Origin of the sequence: Burkholderia sp. JPY481 (assembly GCF_038900515.1) — a bacterium.
Classification (GTDB): Bacteria; Pseudomonadota; Gammaproteobacteria; order Burkholderiales; family Burkholderiaceae; genus Paraburkholderia; species Paraburkholderia youngii.
Genome location: NZ_JAYMRT010000007.1, coordinates 1 through 12,883 on the forward strand (window position 1 = coordinate 1; position 12,883 = coordinate 12,883).

12 protein-coding genes are annotated in these 12,883 nt (G+C 63.3%); 8 read left to right on the forward strand and 4 right to left on the reverse strand.

The annotated features are described in order from the left end of the window. Window positions 1-374 precede the first annotated feature (374 nt). A complete protein-coding gene (locus tag VSR82_RS18165) occupies window positions 375-1,490 on the reverse strand; it encodes an AI-2E family transporter (RefSeq protein WP_368587066.1) in 1,116 nt (371 codons plus the stop codon). Window positions 1,491-1,761: 271 nt separating this feature from the next. On the opposite strand from VSR82_RS18165, the gene VSR82_RS18170 reads away from it, so the two are divergent. The 4 genes from VSR82_RS18170 to VSR82_RS18185 all read left to right on the forward strand — a co-directional run bounded on the left by VSR82_RS18170 (window position 1,762) and on the right by VSR82_RS18185 (window position 5,662). Further along, window positions 1,762-2,976 carry a DUF2863 family protein gene (locus VSR82_RS18170; protein WP_410850505.1) on the forward strand — a complete coding sequence of 405 codons (1,215 nt, stop codon included), beginning with the start codon at window positions 1,762-1,764 and terminating at the stop codon, window positions 2,974-2,976. A gap of 213 nt (window positions 2,977-3,189) precedes the next feature. Continuing rightward, window positions 3,190-4,071, forward strand: coding sequence for a response regulator transcription factor (locus VSR82_RS18175; protein WP_368587064.1), 882 nt, complete (start codon window positions 3,190-3,192; stop codon window positions 4,069-4,071). 127 nt (window positions 4,072-4,198) lie between these two features. Next, window positions 4,199-4,873, forward strand: coding sequence for an energy-coupling factor ABC transporter permease (locus tag VSR82_RS18180; RefSeq protein ID WP_368587067.1), 675 nt, complete (start codon window positions 4,199-4,201; stop codon window positions 4,871-4,873). Window positions 4,874-5,047: 174 nt separating this feature from the next. Continuing rightward, complete coding sequence (locus VSR82_RS18185) at window positions 5,048-5,662, forward strand: BspC domain-containing protein (RefSeq protein WP_410850506.1); 615 nt, start codon at window positions 5,048-5,050, stop codon at window positions 5,660-5,662. 113 nt (window positions 5,663-5,775) lie between these two features. Here VSR82_RS18185 and VSR82_RS18190 read toward each other — a convergent pair whose 3' ends face one another. Beyond that, window positions 5,776-6,942, reverse strand: coding sequence for a M14 family metallopeptidase (locus tag VSR82_RS18190; protein ID WP_429460362.1), 1,167 nt, complete (start codon window positions 6,940-6,942; stop codon window positions 5,776-5,778). A 51-nt stretch (window positions 6,943-6,993) separates the two neighbouring features. Beyond that, complete coding sequence (yaaA, locus tag VSR82_RS18195) at window positions 6,994-7,776, reverse strand: peroxide stress protein YaaA (RefSeq protein WP_368587061.1); 783 nt, start codon at window positions 7,774-7,776, stop codon at window positions 6,994-6,996. A 57-nt stretch (window positions 7,777-7,833) separates the two neighbouring features. Between yaaA and VSR82_RS18200 the strand changes: the two genes are divergently transcribed. Together VSR82_RS18200 and VSR82_RS18205 are read left to right on the forward strand one after the other, a co-directional pair. Continuing rightward, window positions 7,834-8,340 carry a putative toxin-antitoxin system toxin component, PIN family gene (locus tag VSR82_RS18200; RefSeq protein ID WP_429460364.1) on the forward strand — a complete coding sequence of 169 codons (507 nt, stop codon included), beginning with the start codon at window positions 7,834-7,836 and terminating at the stop codon, window positions 8,338-8,340. 139 nt (window positions 8,341-8,479) lie between these two features. Further along, a complete protein-coding gene (locus tag VSR82_RS18205) occupies window positions 8,480-9,652 on the forward strand; it encodes a pyridoxal phosphate-dependent aminotransferase (RefSeq protein ID WP_498857984.1) in 1,173 nt (390 codons plus the stop codon). A 109-nt stretch (window positions 9,653-9,761) separates the two neighbouring features. Here VSR82_RS18205 and VSR82_RS18210 read toward each other — a convergent pair whose 3' ends face one another. Then, entirely contained in the window at window positions 9,762-10,409 is a 648-nt protein-coding gene (locus tag VSR82_RS18210) for a glutathione S-transferase family protein (protein ID WP_429460366.1), read from the reverse strand. Window positions 10,410-10,536: 127 nt separating this feature from the next. On the opposite strand from VSR82_RS18210, the gene VSR82_RS18215 reads away from it, so the two are divergent. Together VSR82_RS18215 and VSR82_RS18220 are read left to right on the forward strand one after the other, a co-directional pair. Then, entirely contained in the window at window positions 10,537-12,093 is a 1,557-nt protein-coding gene (locus VSR82_RS18215) for a 3-hydroxyacyl-CoA dehydrogenase (RefSeq protein ID WP_429460368.1), read from the forward strand. Further along, window positions 12,090-12,878 (forward strand): oxepin-CoA hydrolase, alternative type, encoded by a 789-nt coding sequence (locus VSR82_RS18220; protein ID WP_429460370.1) that lies wholly within the window; start codon window positions 12,090-12,092, stop codon window positions 12,876-12,878. Before VSR82_RS18215 ends, VSR82_RS18220 begins: the two co-directional genes overlap by 4 nt. Window positions 12,879-12,883 lie beyond the last annotated feature (5 nt).

Consider the following 12,883-nt stretch of genomic DNA (forward strand, 5'->3'; position numbering starts at 1 on the left):
ATACTGTGTGAGGCTTTCTGATACTTTTTGCCTTGCAGCAGATCCAGAAGAATCCGCCGCCGCATTCCGCATCAAGCGCCCACACTTATCGGCTGTTAGTTTTTAAAGATCGATCCGCCCAACCCGCTGCGCCTGAACCACCACTACCCGGCACCGCTTCGTTTGCGTCGCTGCGTCTGCAGCAGAGAAACGAGATTATGGAGAACTTCCGCCGGATCGTCAACAGGTTTTTATCACCCGCTTAACCTGCCCACGCCGCTGAAGCCCTCGCCATAAAGGCTTCCCGCTTCCCCGCGCTCCGGTATCCGGAGCACGAAAGAGCGGAATTCTAGTCGCCACGGCCAGAACTTGCAAGTGAAATCTAGGGTTTTCCCTTAAGGGGTCTTTCCCACACGGCCCGGATCGTCTATCGCCGGCGTTTTTACTTCTGGCGCCGCCGTCTGCGCGGCGGATGCCCCGATCGTCCAATCATGCAGCACGGTATGAGCGACCGCCAACAACGTTGGGCCGATGAAAACGCCAAGGAAACCAAACGCAAACGCGCCGCCGAGGATGCCAAGCATGACCAGAATCAGGGGCATATCGCTGTTCTTGCCAATCAGGATCGGCTTGATGACGTTGTCGGCCATGCCGACTACCAGCAGACCCCATATAACCAGAAAAATCGCCCATCCAGTCGACCCCCCCTGATAGAGCCAGATCGCTGCCGGCAACCAGACAACGACTGGACCGCCCGGTATCACCGACAGAAAGAACGTCACGAGCCCGAGCAACGCCGGCGCCGGCACGCCCGCCATCCAGAAACCGAATCCCGCGAGAACCCCCTGCACCAGGGCCGTACCAAGAATTCCGTAGACCACACCCTTCACGGTGCTGCCCGCCAGCGCCAGCAGATACTCGGCACGCTCGCCGGCGACTCGACGCATGCCAGCGTTCAGCCACGCGGCCGCACCCTCGCCCCCGGTATAAAAGAAGAACGCAAGCACGATGCTCAACGCGAGGAGCCCCAGCCCATGCGTCACCGCCAGCGCCGCCGCGAGAATCCACTTGCCAGCCGGCGCGGCGAGCGTGCGCAACTGCGCAATCAGCTCAGAATTGCTACTGGTCAAGCGCTCCCAAAAAGCTTCGATGCTCGAACCAACCAGCGGAATCCGCTGCACCCACGGCGGCAGATCGGGCAACCCCGACTCGAACAGTCTTTGCACCAGCGCGACGATCTCGTGAACATGGGTACCGAACGCGAAACCCGCATAGACGAACGGCCCGAGCACCACGACCAGGATGATCAGCACGATCAAGGTCGCGGCCAGCTTGCGCCGGCCCCCAACCACGCCAGTGAGTCGCCGGTAGAGTCCCCAGGAGCTGTAGCTGAGGATGGCGCCCCACAGCAGCGCGGTCGTAAATGGCGCCAGCACCAGCAACGACCCACCTACGAGCACAATTAACGCGAATACCGCGGCTAGTCGCTCGATTAGTTGGTCCGATTTCACGATGGATCTCCTATTGCACCAGACGTGGCGATGAAATGGCACACGCCCGTCAGGCGCCCGCTAAACGCCGTAAGTATAGAAGCGAGTCGGGTATCCGGGGTGTTGAATCCCATCCGGCCAGAGCGTTATCAGTCGCGTGCGTCGTGCCAGTGGCGAACGCATTTTTTGAGACGAAAGAACTCGAATCTGCCTCAAGATTGCCGACCAAGCCATATAGCTGCCTGGAAAAGACTAGAATATAAGGTTCCGTGCCCCCAATTTTTCTGGATTTATGCGCTCGCGAATCGCCAAACGTCTCCCTCCCGACGCCGACAAGCTCGTCGGTCTCTCGCTCGCGCTTTTCGCGTCGGGCAGCCGTACCGAAGATCGCTTCTGGGAAGCGAAGCTCGACGCGCTGCTGGCCAAAATTGTGCGCAACGCCAACCAGACTACGCTGGACGCCGCGCTCGACCATCTGCAGCAAAACCATCCGGATGCCTACGGCGCGCTCGCCGACATGGCGGAAACGCATAGCGAATCGTTCGTCATCGAACACGAAGGCGTGTCGTACGAAGCGCTGCTGATCGCGGCTCCCGTACTCGCCTGGACCCGCTACGTGATCCCGTCCGGCCCGCTCAAGTCGGACGCCGCCGACGCCCTGCGCGCACATCTGCAAGCGCACGTGCTCGCCGCCAACACGCGCGTGGCAATGGCTCCGTTCCTGTACAGCATCGACCAGTTGCCGCGCCATCACGTCGAAACGTGGCGCATCGCTCAGCAACTTGCGCAAGCCGCGGTCAGCGGCGGCAACGCGAAGCTCAATTTCGGAGAACTGCCGGAGACCTCGCCGATTCTGGCGGACCCGCGCTTTCTGCTTGCCGTAGTCGCCGCGCCCGTCGGCGAAGCGACGTTCCGCTGGCAGGAAGAAGAGCACGGCACGCGGATCGAACGCGGCCAATGTCTCGAGCAATGGGCCACGCAAGGCGGCGCGAACCTGTCGGTCGTGCTGCCGGGCTGCGAATTCGAATGTCTGCTGCCCGATGCTTACTACTCGGCCTGCCGCGACGCCGACGAGAGTGTGCGTCCTCACACCGTGCGTACCGCCGTGCGTTATCTTTTCGACACGATTGGCGCGGCGCCGCAGGATCTGCGCGCGGTGGTCGCCGGCTTCGGTGAACGGCGCATCGACGAGTACCGCGTCGGCTTCACCCGCAAGGGCAGCAACGAGGTGATTTATGGTGTCGTGTGGCCGCTCTACGGCCGCGAAAACGGCGAGGCCGGCATCGACGAGGAGCCGGAAGAAGTCACCGGCTCGGACGAGCCGCTCGAAGAAATCGTCGCGCTGCTGAAGGAAACCGGCATCACGGATGTGCGCCGCCACGCAGGCCGCTTCGAGCCGGAATACTGCGACGACTGCGGCGTGCCGCTGTATGCGGACCCGCTCGGCGAAATCGTCCACGCGGAAATGCCCGAGGATGCCGAGCCCGCGCAACCGCATTTCCACTAACCCCGACGTCGACATCCACGCCTTATCGCAAAAAGCCCCGTATAGACGGGGCTTTTTTCGTTGAATGTCCGCTTTTCTTATGCCTTTTGGACAGCCGTCAAAACGGAGGGAATTTGTCATCATAGGCACGGTGACGCATCGCCGTGATCGAGACAGCTTAACGAGTCCCTCAGATGCGTCGCGCCATTTCGCCCGACACATCTGGAGACATGCATGCGCTTCGCGATTCTCAATTCAAATGCAGAACGACGTGATGGACTCAAAGCCTTGCTGCGGCAGATCGACCGGCTGGCACGCTTCACCGAGGCCGACGAATGGCGTCTGCTCGAACGTCCGTTCAAGCGTTATCGGCCCGATCTCGTCGTGATCGACTGGGAGGACTGGATGTCGGTTGCACAAGTTCGCGCGCTGCTCAGCCACTTTCCCGACTTGCGCATCAGCGTGCTCACCGACGGGACCTTGCCAGCGCTCGTGCGTGCGCTAATGGACGAGGGTGTGCTCGGCGTCGTTCCACGCGACACCGATCCCTGCCTGATCGTGCGCGCATTGGAAATGGTGCTGCTCGGCGGTCACTACGTGCCGCCCGGCGCGCTGGCGATCGATCCGCCGCTGCCGACCGACACCACGATCCGTACGTTCGATGAAGAAAGTCCGCCGCCCCGCCGCAACAAACTCTCGAGCGGGCTGTCGCCGCGGCAAGAGCAGATCATGCGCTGCGTGCACATGGGCAGCACCAACAAGATGATCGCACGCACGCTCGGCATTAGCGAAGGCACGGTCAAGATCCACCTGACGAGCATATTCCAGCAACTCGGGGCGCCCAATCGCGCCGCCGCGGTCGCGCTTTACAACGGCTGGCTCACGAATCATTTGCAAGTGCTGCGCAACAACGGCGAGCACAGCGCGCGGCCGGTCATACGCGGGCAGCCCGGCCCGGTTCCGCTCCGGCGACGCCAACGCGCGCGCTTCCAGTATCCGTTGCCCGGCAGCGACGCCAGCGCCGCGCTGCCGATGGCCGCGGAGCCCGCCACGTCGTACAGTGAAACGCCACACGGCTGGCCCGCGCGCAAGTCGGTCAGGCCGGACTCCGCATGACGCGGGTCGCGCCGCGCAAATGGGTTAGAACATCCGCATGCCCGCAGCGGCATGCGCGCAGCGTCGCGGGTGAGCTGGCATGGAATCCGCTCACACCTTTTGTCGTCCAACGAGTAATATGAGACACATGGGTTTCCTCTACACACCGCTTCCGTTCTGGGTCGCTGTCGGTGGCTGGACTGCCACCGCGATGGTGATCGCGCTCGCGCTGTGGAAAAATCCTTTCAAAAGACTTCAGGACGGCACGCTCCAGCATGTCTGGCTCGCGATAATCGTCGCGGTGTCTGTGCTGTGGGCGAGCAACGCCTGGCTGGACGACGGCACCGTGATGCACCTGCTCGGCGCCACACTCGTCGTCACGCTATTCGACTGGGGGCTCGCCCTGATCGCGATGGCACTGGTCACGGGCCTCGCCGCCGTCGTCTTCGATGCACCGTGGCAAGGCATTGCGCTGACGTTCCTCGTGTACGGCGCCCTGCCCGTCGCCGTCTCCACCTTGCTCCAGCGCCTCTGCACCGCGTGGCTCCCGCGCAACCTTTTCATGTTCATCTTCGGCCAGGGCTTCGTTTCGCCCGCCATCGCCGTGTCCTTCACCGCCGCGGCTGCGCTCGGCATCCATATCGCAGTGTCCGGCGGCTCGATGACCGTGGTGCCAGTCGGCTACGCGCTCAGCGTGCTGCTGCTCGCCACCGGCGAAGCATGGTTCACCGGCATGGCGACCGCGCTGATCGCGGTCTACCGTCCGGCGTGGGTTACCACCTACGACGTCCGGCGCTATCGTCTGGGCGGCCCGCGCACCTGAGAATGCGCGCTTTGGCGTCGCGTGCGGCGGATCTGTGATAATCAGCGCCTCTTCGCTGGAGACTTTCCGGGCGCGCCCATCAGGACAAGACAGAATATTTGCTGCAACATTGAACTCAACCCTTGCGCGGGGCATCTTATTTGCCTCATCTCCCATTTGCGTCTAAAGAACTAGATGGATCGCACCAATGTACCGAGCCGGTTGCTGCGGGTGATCGGCCGGGTGGCAGCCTGCGCAGCGAGTCTCTCGCTCATCTGCGCGGCTCCCGCATTCGCTGATCAGCTCGAACAGCACAACGACCTCGTCAAAAGATTTATCACCGAAATGCACGCGGATCCGCTCGTCGCGGACTGCGCCGCCCACGGCGACTTCGTCGCCAGCACATCGACCGCGTTCGACCACGTCGAATTTCCGTCCAGTTCGTTCGACAGCGCGCACTCCTCCGTCACGCCGTGGAACGACTCGTTCGACGAAGGCAAGCAGCGCGTCAAGGTGGACAGCATCGTCACCGTCGAAGGCGTCGGTGTGCGCCAGAACAACTCGGGCGAGCCCGCCGATCTGAAATTCCGCTGCGGCTACGTGGGATCGCAAATGCTCGCGTTCAGCTGGAACGACCCGGTACCGCCGAACCGCGCGCGCAGCGAGGGATCGGGCAAGCACAAAAGCGGCAAAGGCAAGCACGCGGTCGGCGGCAAGACGCCGAAGAAGTCGTCGAAGTCAGGCTCGGGCCAATCGTCGCGCACGACGTCGAGCAAATCGGCAAACAAGAACTCGAAGAAGAAGAGCTAACTGCATCTGGCGCTGATCGAGTCGCGCCACCGTCCGATCAGTCGCCCCAATAAAAAACGAGGCACGCACTTTTCCCGTGCGTGTCTCGTTTTTTTGTCCAGCCGTCCGCTGCTTCAGGCGAACGTCTCCACATGACGCAGAATCGCCTGCAACATTGCGGCGCCAAGCGACGCGCTGCGCTCTCCGTTCCAGCCCACGCGCTCGTCGGGCAGATTCGCGTTGTCCTTGAACGGCATTTCCAACGTCAACGACAGACAGCCGAATTGATTGCCAATGTACTTCGACGCAAGCTTCAACGCATCCTCTCGATACTTGCTCGCCGCATAGCCATACTTGTCCTGAAAATCCGGACTCGCGTGCTTGAACGCCTCGATGAACGCCTTCTGCTCGCGCCCCTGCCGCTCGGTAAAGCCCGGCAGCATTTCGGAGCCCGCGACGAACACATACGGCAAAGCTTCGTCGCCGTGAATATCGAAGAACAGGTCGCAGCCTGCCGCGTGGATCGCGTCGCGCACCACCAGCACCTCGGGACTGCGCGCGGCGTCCGGCTCCATCCATTCGCGATTCAGGTTCGCGCCGGCCGCGTTGGTGCGCAGATTGCCGCGCACGCTGCCGTCCGGATTCATGTTCGGCACGATGTGGAACACCGCGTGATCGTACAGCTTGCGCGCGACCGGGTCGCCCGCCCAGTCTCCCCAGCCCACGAGCCGCTTCACCAACCCCTCGATGAACCACTCGGCCATCGTCTCGCCCGGATGCTGGCGCGCGATCAGCCAGATGTTCTTTTTGGGCACGGCGTTGGCGGCATCGTCCGCGGGCGGCGTGCCGAGCGTGAGCAGCGAAATCGGCCGCCCTTCGACCGTCTTGCCGAGCTCGGTCAGCGACGCGTGCGGCATCTGCTGCACGGCGCCGAGAAACTCGGCATGACGCTCCTCGCTGTACGGTTCGAAGTACGCGTAGTAGATGCTGTCGAATTCGGGCGTATGGTCGATCGTCAGCACGCGGCCGTCGTACGAGGTCGGCACGCGAAACCAGTTCACGCGGTCATAGCTCGCGACTGCCCGATAGTCGCGCCAGCCCTCCGCGAACGCGCACGCGGCGGCGTTCTCGAAGCTCATCACGCAGCGCTCGCCCGCCGCGCCCGACAGGCGGAAATAGAACCACTGCGCGAACTCGGCGTGGCTGTCGGGCCGCACGCGCAGGCGAATATGGCCGGCGTCCTCGCAGGACAGCACATCGATTGCGCCTGCGTCGAAATTGCTCGTAATCGATAAGGTCATCAGAGTCTTCCCTGCCTGATTGCACGCTGTCTTGTTAGCGCAGCGGCATGCTCATTCCGCAACGCGGCGGCGAAATACGAAAGTGGAGTCGTTCGAAGCTTCAGCGCTGAACGCGTAGCCTTCGGTGTCGAAGTCCTTCAGCTGCTCGGGACGATCGACGCGGTTTTCCACCGCGAAGCGCGCCATCAAGCCACGCGCACGTTTTGCATGGAAGCTGATGATCTTGTAGCGGCCGCCCTTCCAGTCTTCGAACACCGGCGTGACCACCGGCGCGTCGAGCAGCTTCGGCTTGACCGATTTGAAGTATTCGCTCGACGCGCAATTGACCAGCACGCGCGAGGTGGCCGCATTCTTCTTCAACTGCGCGTTCAACGCGTGCGTGATCCGCTCGCCCCAGAACGCGTAGAGATCCTTGCCGCGCGGATTGACGAAGCGCGTGCCCATTTCGAGCCGGTAAGGCTGCAGCAGATCAAGCGGACGCAGCAGGCCATAGAGGCCCGACAGCACGCGCACATGATTCTGCGCATAGTCGAGATCGGTCGACGACAACGACTTCGCATCGAAACCTTCATACACGTCGCCATTGAAAGCGAGCACCGCCTGCTTGGCGTTGTGCGTGCCGAATTGCGGCGACCAGTCCGCGTAACGCTGGAAATTGAGGTGCGCGAGCTGATCGGAAATGCTCATCAGCGAAGCGATCTGTTGCGGCGACAAACGGCGCAGGCCGCTGATCAGTTCGGCGGCGTCATCGACGAAATCGGGGATCGTGTGCTTTTTGACGTGCGGCGGGGTGTCGTAGTCGAGCGATTTCGCCGGCGACAGAACGATTATCATAGAGGCTTGCAGGCACGCCGTGCCTGGCGGTCAAAGACGAAAGCCCGATTGTAACGAATGCCCGGTTCCCTCGCCTCAAGCGGCGCGTTGCGCGTCGTACTCGATTCCAATGTGTGGATCGATATTCTCGTATTCGACGACCCGCACACGCGGCCGATCGCCGCCGCGCTCGAAAGCGGCGCGCTTATTGCGCTAATCGACGCGCGTTGCCTCGCCGAGCTCGCCTACGTGCTCGACTATCCGCAGTTCGCGCATCGCAACGTCGACAAAGCGGCTGCGCTCGCGGTCGTCGCGCGGCTGGCGCAACTGGTCGAACCGCCTGAGCCGACCGGGTCCAGCGATAACGCCCGGCCGCTGCCCCAATGCAAGGATCGCGACGACCAGAAGTTTCTCGAGCTCGCGCATGCGGCAGGGGCCGACTGGCTCGTGTCGAAAGACCGCGCGGTGTTGAAGCTCGCGAAACGCATCGCGCGCGATTTCAGCTTCAGGATCGCACAGCCGGCACCGTTCGCCGCGGAAGCCCGCATCGTGCAGAATGCTGGGGGCGAGGCCGTCAGCGCGTGAATCCGGCCGCCCGTAGGTGACACCCGCAGCGCGCACAGCGTGTCGCCATTCCCTACAATCAGGCTTCGCCCTTCGCAACGACAGTTCGAGAATCCCGGACAGATCAGGCCCACCTTATCGCCCCGCTACCTACGACGCCATGAACGCACCGCACGACACGCCCACGAGCCCCACGTTTCCGTCTCGCCTGCCGAACGTCGGCACGACGATTTTCACCGTGATGAGCGCGCTCGCCGCAGAAAAGGGCGCGGTCAACCTGGGTCAGGGCTTTCCCGACTTCGCCTGCGATCCGCGCATCGTCGACGCGGTCGCGAACGCGATGCGCGACGGCCACAACCAATATCCACCGATGGCCGGCGTACTGCCGCTGCGTCAGGCGATTTCGGACAAGATCGCGAATCTGTACGGCCGCCGCTACGACGCGAACAGCGAAATTACCGTGACCGCGGGCGCCACGCAGGCGTTGCTGACCGCGATTCTTTGCACGGTCCATGCGGGCGACGAAGTGATCGTGATCGAACCGACCTACGACAGCTATCTGCCGTCGATCGAACTGGCTGGCGGCAAGCCGGTCTTCGTCACGCTCGACGCACCCGACTACGCGATCCCGTTCGACAAGCTCGCCGCCGCGATCACGCCGAAGACGCGGCTCATCATGATCAACACGCCGCACAATCCGACCGGCACGGTGTGGCGCGAACAGGATATGCGCAAGCTCGAGGAGATCGTGCGCGGCACCAACGTGCTGATTTTGTCCGACGAGGTGTACGAGCACATGGTCTACGACGGCGCGCCGCATGAAAGCGTCGCCCGTTATCCGGAACTCGCGCAGCGCAGCTTCGTCGTGTCGAGCTTCGGCAAGACCTACCACGTGACCGGCTGGAAAGTCGGCTATGTGGCCGCGCCCGCCGCGCTGACCGCCGAGTTCCGCAAGGTGCACCAGTTCAACGTATTCACCGTCAACACGCCGATGCAGATCGGCCTTGCGGATTACATGAAGGACCCGGCGCCGTATGTCGAGCTACCGGCGTTCTATCAGCGCAAGCGCGACTTCTTCCGCGCTGGCCTCACGAATTCGCGCTTCCGGTTGCTGCCGTGCATGGGCACGTATTTTCAGTGCGTCGACTATTCGGCGATCAGTGACCTGCCTGAAGCCGAATTCGCGCAATGGCTGACCGGCGAGATCGGCGTCGCGGCGATTCCGGTCTCGGCGTTCTATCACGAGGCTCACGAGTCGGGCGTCGTGCGCTTCTGCTTCGCCAAGCAGGAAGGCACGCTCGCTACCGCGCTCGAACGGCTCACGCGGCTCTAGGATGTCTTGCGCGATGCCACGAACGAACCTGCGTTCCTTGCCATCGCGCTCTGCGGCATGGGTGTGTCCTTGGCACCCATGCGCGCTTCACGACATCGCGGTCATACCCTCAGGACGCACGCGACGCCGCGACACAGGCCTTGCGATCCTCGCTCACGCGCTGCGCAGCCGGCCGCGCGTTGATCGTCTTCACGTAGCTCTTCCAGTCGATCCCCGCTTCGAGCAGAAAATCGCGGCCGTAAATCGTCCGCGTCGCCATGCCGACGAGCGGCAGGCTCACGTAACCGGCGGTATCCGCGACGCTGAATTGCTCGCCGCACAGATACGGCGCGAACTTCGCGATCCGCCTGAAGCCCGCGATGTGATGCGTGAGCAGCTTCTCGACGCGCCCTTTCGTCGCGTCGCTGACCGTGCCGCCGAAAAATGCTTCCTTGTACAGATTGCGCACCGTCAGTTCGAGATGCACATCGACGAAGAAGATCATTTCGCGCTCCTTGGCGGCCTGCCACGGATCGGCGGAGAAGATTCGCTTGTCGGGAAAACGCGCGGCCAGGTATTCGACGATGCACTGCGACTCGCACAGATCGCCGTGCTCGGTCTGCAGATATGGCACCTTGCCGAGCGGCGAATGCTCCAACAGCGCTTCGTCCTGGCTCGGCTTCACGAGATGCTCCTCGAACTCGATGCCATGCTCGAGCAACACGAACTTGACCTTGTTGTAGTAGTTGGAAAGTGCGAAACCGCACAGTTTGATCATCGGGTGTCTCCTTATGTCATGGTGTGTGAGACCGCGCGTCGAGGTTGAAGCAGCGGCTTTCCATCGAATCATCCAAGAAACTGCACGATCGTGCTATTCTAAAATTACCGTGGAGTCGGGCATCTCAATGAACTCTCGCAATTTCAGCATCGAGACCATCGGCATCGTCGGCACTGGCGCGATGGGCCGCGGGATCGCGCAGATCGCGGCGCTCGCTGGCCTGCGTGTGCGGCTCTACGACACCAACGCGGCCGCCGTCGGCGCCGCGCGCGACTATCTCGCGGAGACTTTCGCCACATTGACGGCCAAAGGCAAGCTCGAGCAGTCGCGCTCGCTCGCCGCGCTCGCCAACGTCAGCGGCGTGCAGGCGGTGAGCGAACTGGTCGGCTGCGATCTGATCGTCGAGGCAATCGTCGAAAAGCTCGAGATGAAGCAGGACCTGTTTCGCGAGCTCGAAACCGTGGTCAGCGGCCGCTGCATCCTCGCGTCGAATACGTCGTCGCTGTCGATCACCGCGATTGCCGCGGGCTGCACCGATCCGTCGCGCGTGGTCGGCTATCACTTCTTCAATCCGGTGCCGCTGATGAAGGTCGTCGAAGTCATCGACGGCCTGCGCAGCGACCCCGAGGCCGGTGACGCGCTGATGGATCTCGCGCGCCGCATGGGCCATACGCCGGTGCGCGCGAAGGACATGCCCGGCTTCATCGTCAATCACGCGGGCCGTGGCATGAATACCGAGGGTTTGCGCGTGGCGAGCGAAGGTGTCGCGAGCTTTGCGGATATCGACCGCATCATGCGCGAGCAGGCCGGCTTTCGCCTCGGACCGTTCGAGCTGCTGGACCTGACCGCGCTCGACGTGTCGCATCCGGTGATGGAGTCGATCTATCACCAGTTCTACGAAGAACCGCGCTATACGCCGTCGCCGATTACGGGCACGCGGCTGTCGGCCGGACTGCTCGGCCGCAAGAGCGGCGAAGGTTTTTATCGCTACGTGGACGGCCAACAACAGGTTCCCGCCGAAGCACCCGCGCCGGCCACGCTGCCGCAAAGCGTGTGGGTCAGCCAGCGCTATCGCGGCGCGTATCAGGCCGTCGTGCAACTGGTCGGCAAAGCGGGCGTGAAGCTCGACGAAGGCGCGACGCCTGCGGCCGGTTCACTGATCGTCGTCACGCCGTTCGGCCACGACGCGACCACGGCCGCGGTCGACGAAGCGCTCGACGCGAGCCGCGTGGTCGCCGTCGACGCGCTGTTCCCGCTCGTCGGCGCGCAACGCCGCACGCTGATGACCACGCCCGCCACGACACGCGCCGCGCGCGATAGCGCGCATGCGCTGTTCGCCGCCGACGGCATCCCCGTCACAGTGATCCGCGATTCGACCGGCTTCGTCGCGCAGCGGGTGGTCGCGACGATCGTCAACATCGGCTGCGACATCGCGCAAAAACAGATTGCAACGCCAGAGGACATCGACCTCGCCGTGATGCTCGGTCTCGGCTATCCGCGCGGACCGCTCGCGCTCGGCGATGCACTCGGCGCCACCACCATTCTCACGATCCTGCGCAACATGCACAGCGTGCTCGGCGAACCGCGCTATCGGCCGTCGCCGTGGCTCGCAAGACGCGCGCAACTCGGCCTCTCGCTCACCCAGCGAGACGCCGCCGACATTCGAACGGAGACCCCATCATGAGCGCCGCCCTGCTCGCTTCACGCCCCGCCAGCAGCGAATCCACGCTGGTCCTCACGCTCTCGAACCCCGGTGCGCGCAACGCGCTGCATCCGGATATGTACGCAGCCGGCATCGAGGCATTCGATACCGTCGAGCGCGATCCGTCGATTCGCGCCGTCGTGATCACCGGCGCCGACGACTTCTTCTGCGCGGGCGGCAACCTGAACCGGCTGCTCGAAAATCGCGCGAAAGATCCGTCCGTGCAGGCCGATAGCATCGACATGCTCGCGCAATGGATTTCGGCGCTGCGGCTGTCGTCGAAGCCGGTGATTGCCGCGGTGGAAGGCGCGGCGGCCGGCGCGGGGTTTTCGCTCGCGCTCGCCTGTGATCTGATCGTCGCCGCGGACAACGCGAAGTTCGCGATGTCCTACGCGCGCGTCGGCTTGACGCCCGACGGCGGCGGCTCGTGGTTCCTCGCGCAGTCGCTGCCGCGTCAGCTGGCCACCGAGGTACTGATCGAAGCCAAGCCGATCGGCGCCACGCGTCTGCACGAACTCGGCGTCGTCAACCGGCTCACCAAAGCCGGCGCCGCGCTCGATAACGCGCTCGCATGGGCCGATGAGCTCGGCGCGATCTCGCCCAATTCGGTCGCGCGCATCAAAGGGCTGATCGCCGCGGCCGGCACGCAGCCGCTCGCGGATCACCTGGTCGCCGAGCGCGATAACTTCGTCGCGTCGCTGCATCATCGCGACGGTCTCGAAGGCATCAGCGCGTTCCTCGAAAAGCGCGCGCCGATTTACAAATAAGCGAC

Coding starts and splice junctions, on each gene's coding strand:
- VSR82_RS18170 (WP_410850505.1), top strand. CDS start 1,762: ATGCGCTCGCGAATCGCCAAACGTCTCCCTCCCGACGCCGACAAGCTC.
- VSR82_RS18175 (WP_368587064.1), top strand. CDS start 3,190: ATGCGCTTCGCGATTCTCAATTCAAATGCAGAACGACGTGATGGACTC.
- VSR82_RS18180 (WP_368587067.1), top strand. CDS start 4,199: ATGGGTTTCCTCTACACACCGCTTCCGTTCTGGGTCGCTGTCGGTGGC.
- VSR82_RS18185 (WP_410850506.1), top strand. CDS start 5,048: ATGGATCGCACCAATGTACCGAGCCGGTTGCTGCGGGTGATCGGCCGG.
- VSR82_RS18190 (WP_429460362.1), bottom strand. CDS start 6,942: ATGACCTTATCGATTACGAGCAATTTCGACGCAGGCGCAATCGATGTG.
- yaaA (WP_368587061.1), bottom strand. CDS start 7,776: ATGATAATCGTTCTGTCGCCGGCGAAATCGCTCGACTACGACACCCCG.
- VSR82_RS18200 (WP_429460364.1), top strand. CDS start 7,834: ATGCCCGGTTCCCTCGCCTCAAGCGGCGCGTTGCGCGTCGTACTCGAT.
- VSR82_RS18205 (WP_498857984.1), top strand. CDS start 8,480: ATGAACGCACCGCACGACACGCCCACGAGCCCCACGTTTCCGTCTCGC.
- VSR82_RS18210 (WP_429460366.1), bottom strand. CDS start 10,409: ATGATCAAACTGTGCGGTTTCGCACTTTCCAACTACTACAACAAGGTC.
- VSR82_RS18215 (WP_429460368.1), top strand. CDS start 10,537: ATGAACTCTCGCAATTTCAGCATCGAGACCATCGGCATCGTCGGCACT.
- VSR82_RS18220 (WP_429460370.1), top strand. CDS start 12,090: ATGAGCGCCGCCCTGCTCGCTTCACGCCCCGCCAGCAGCGAATCCACG.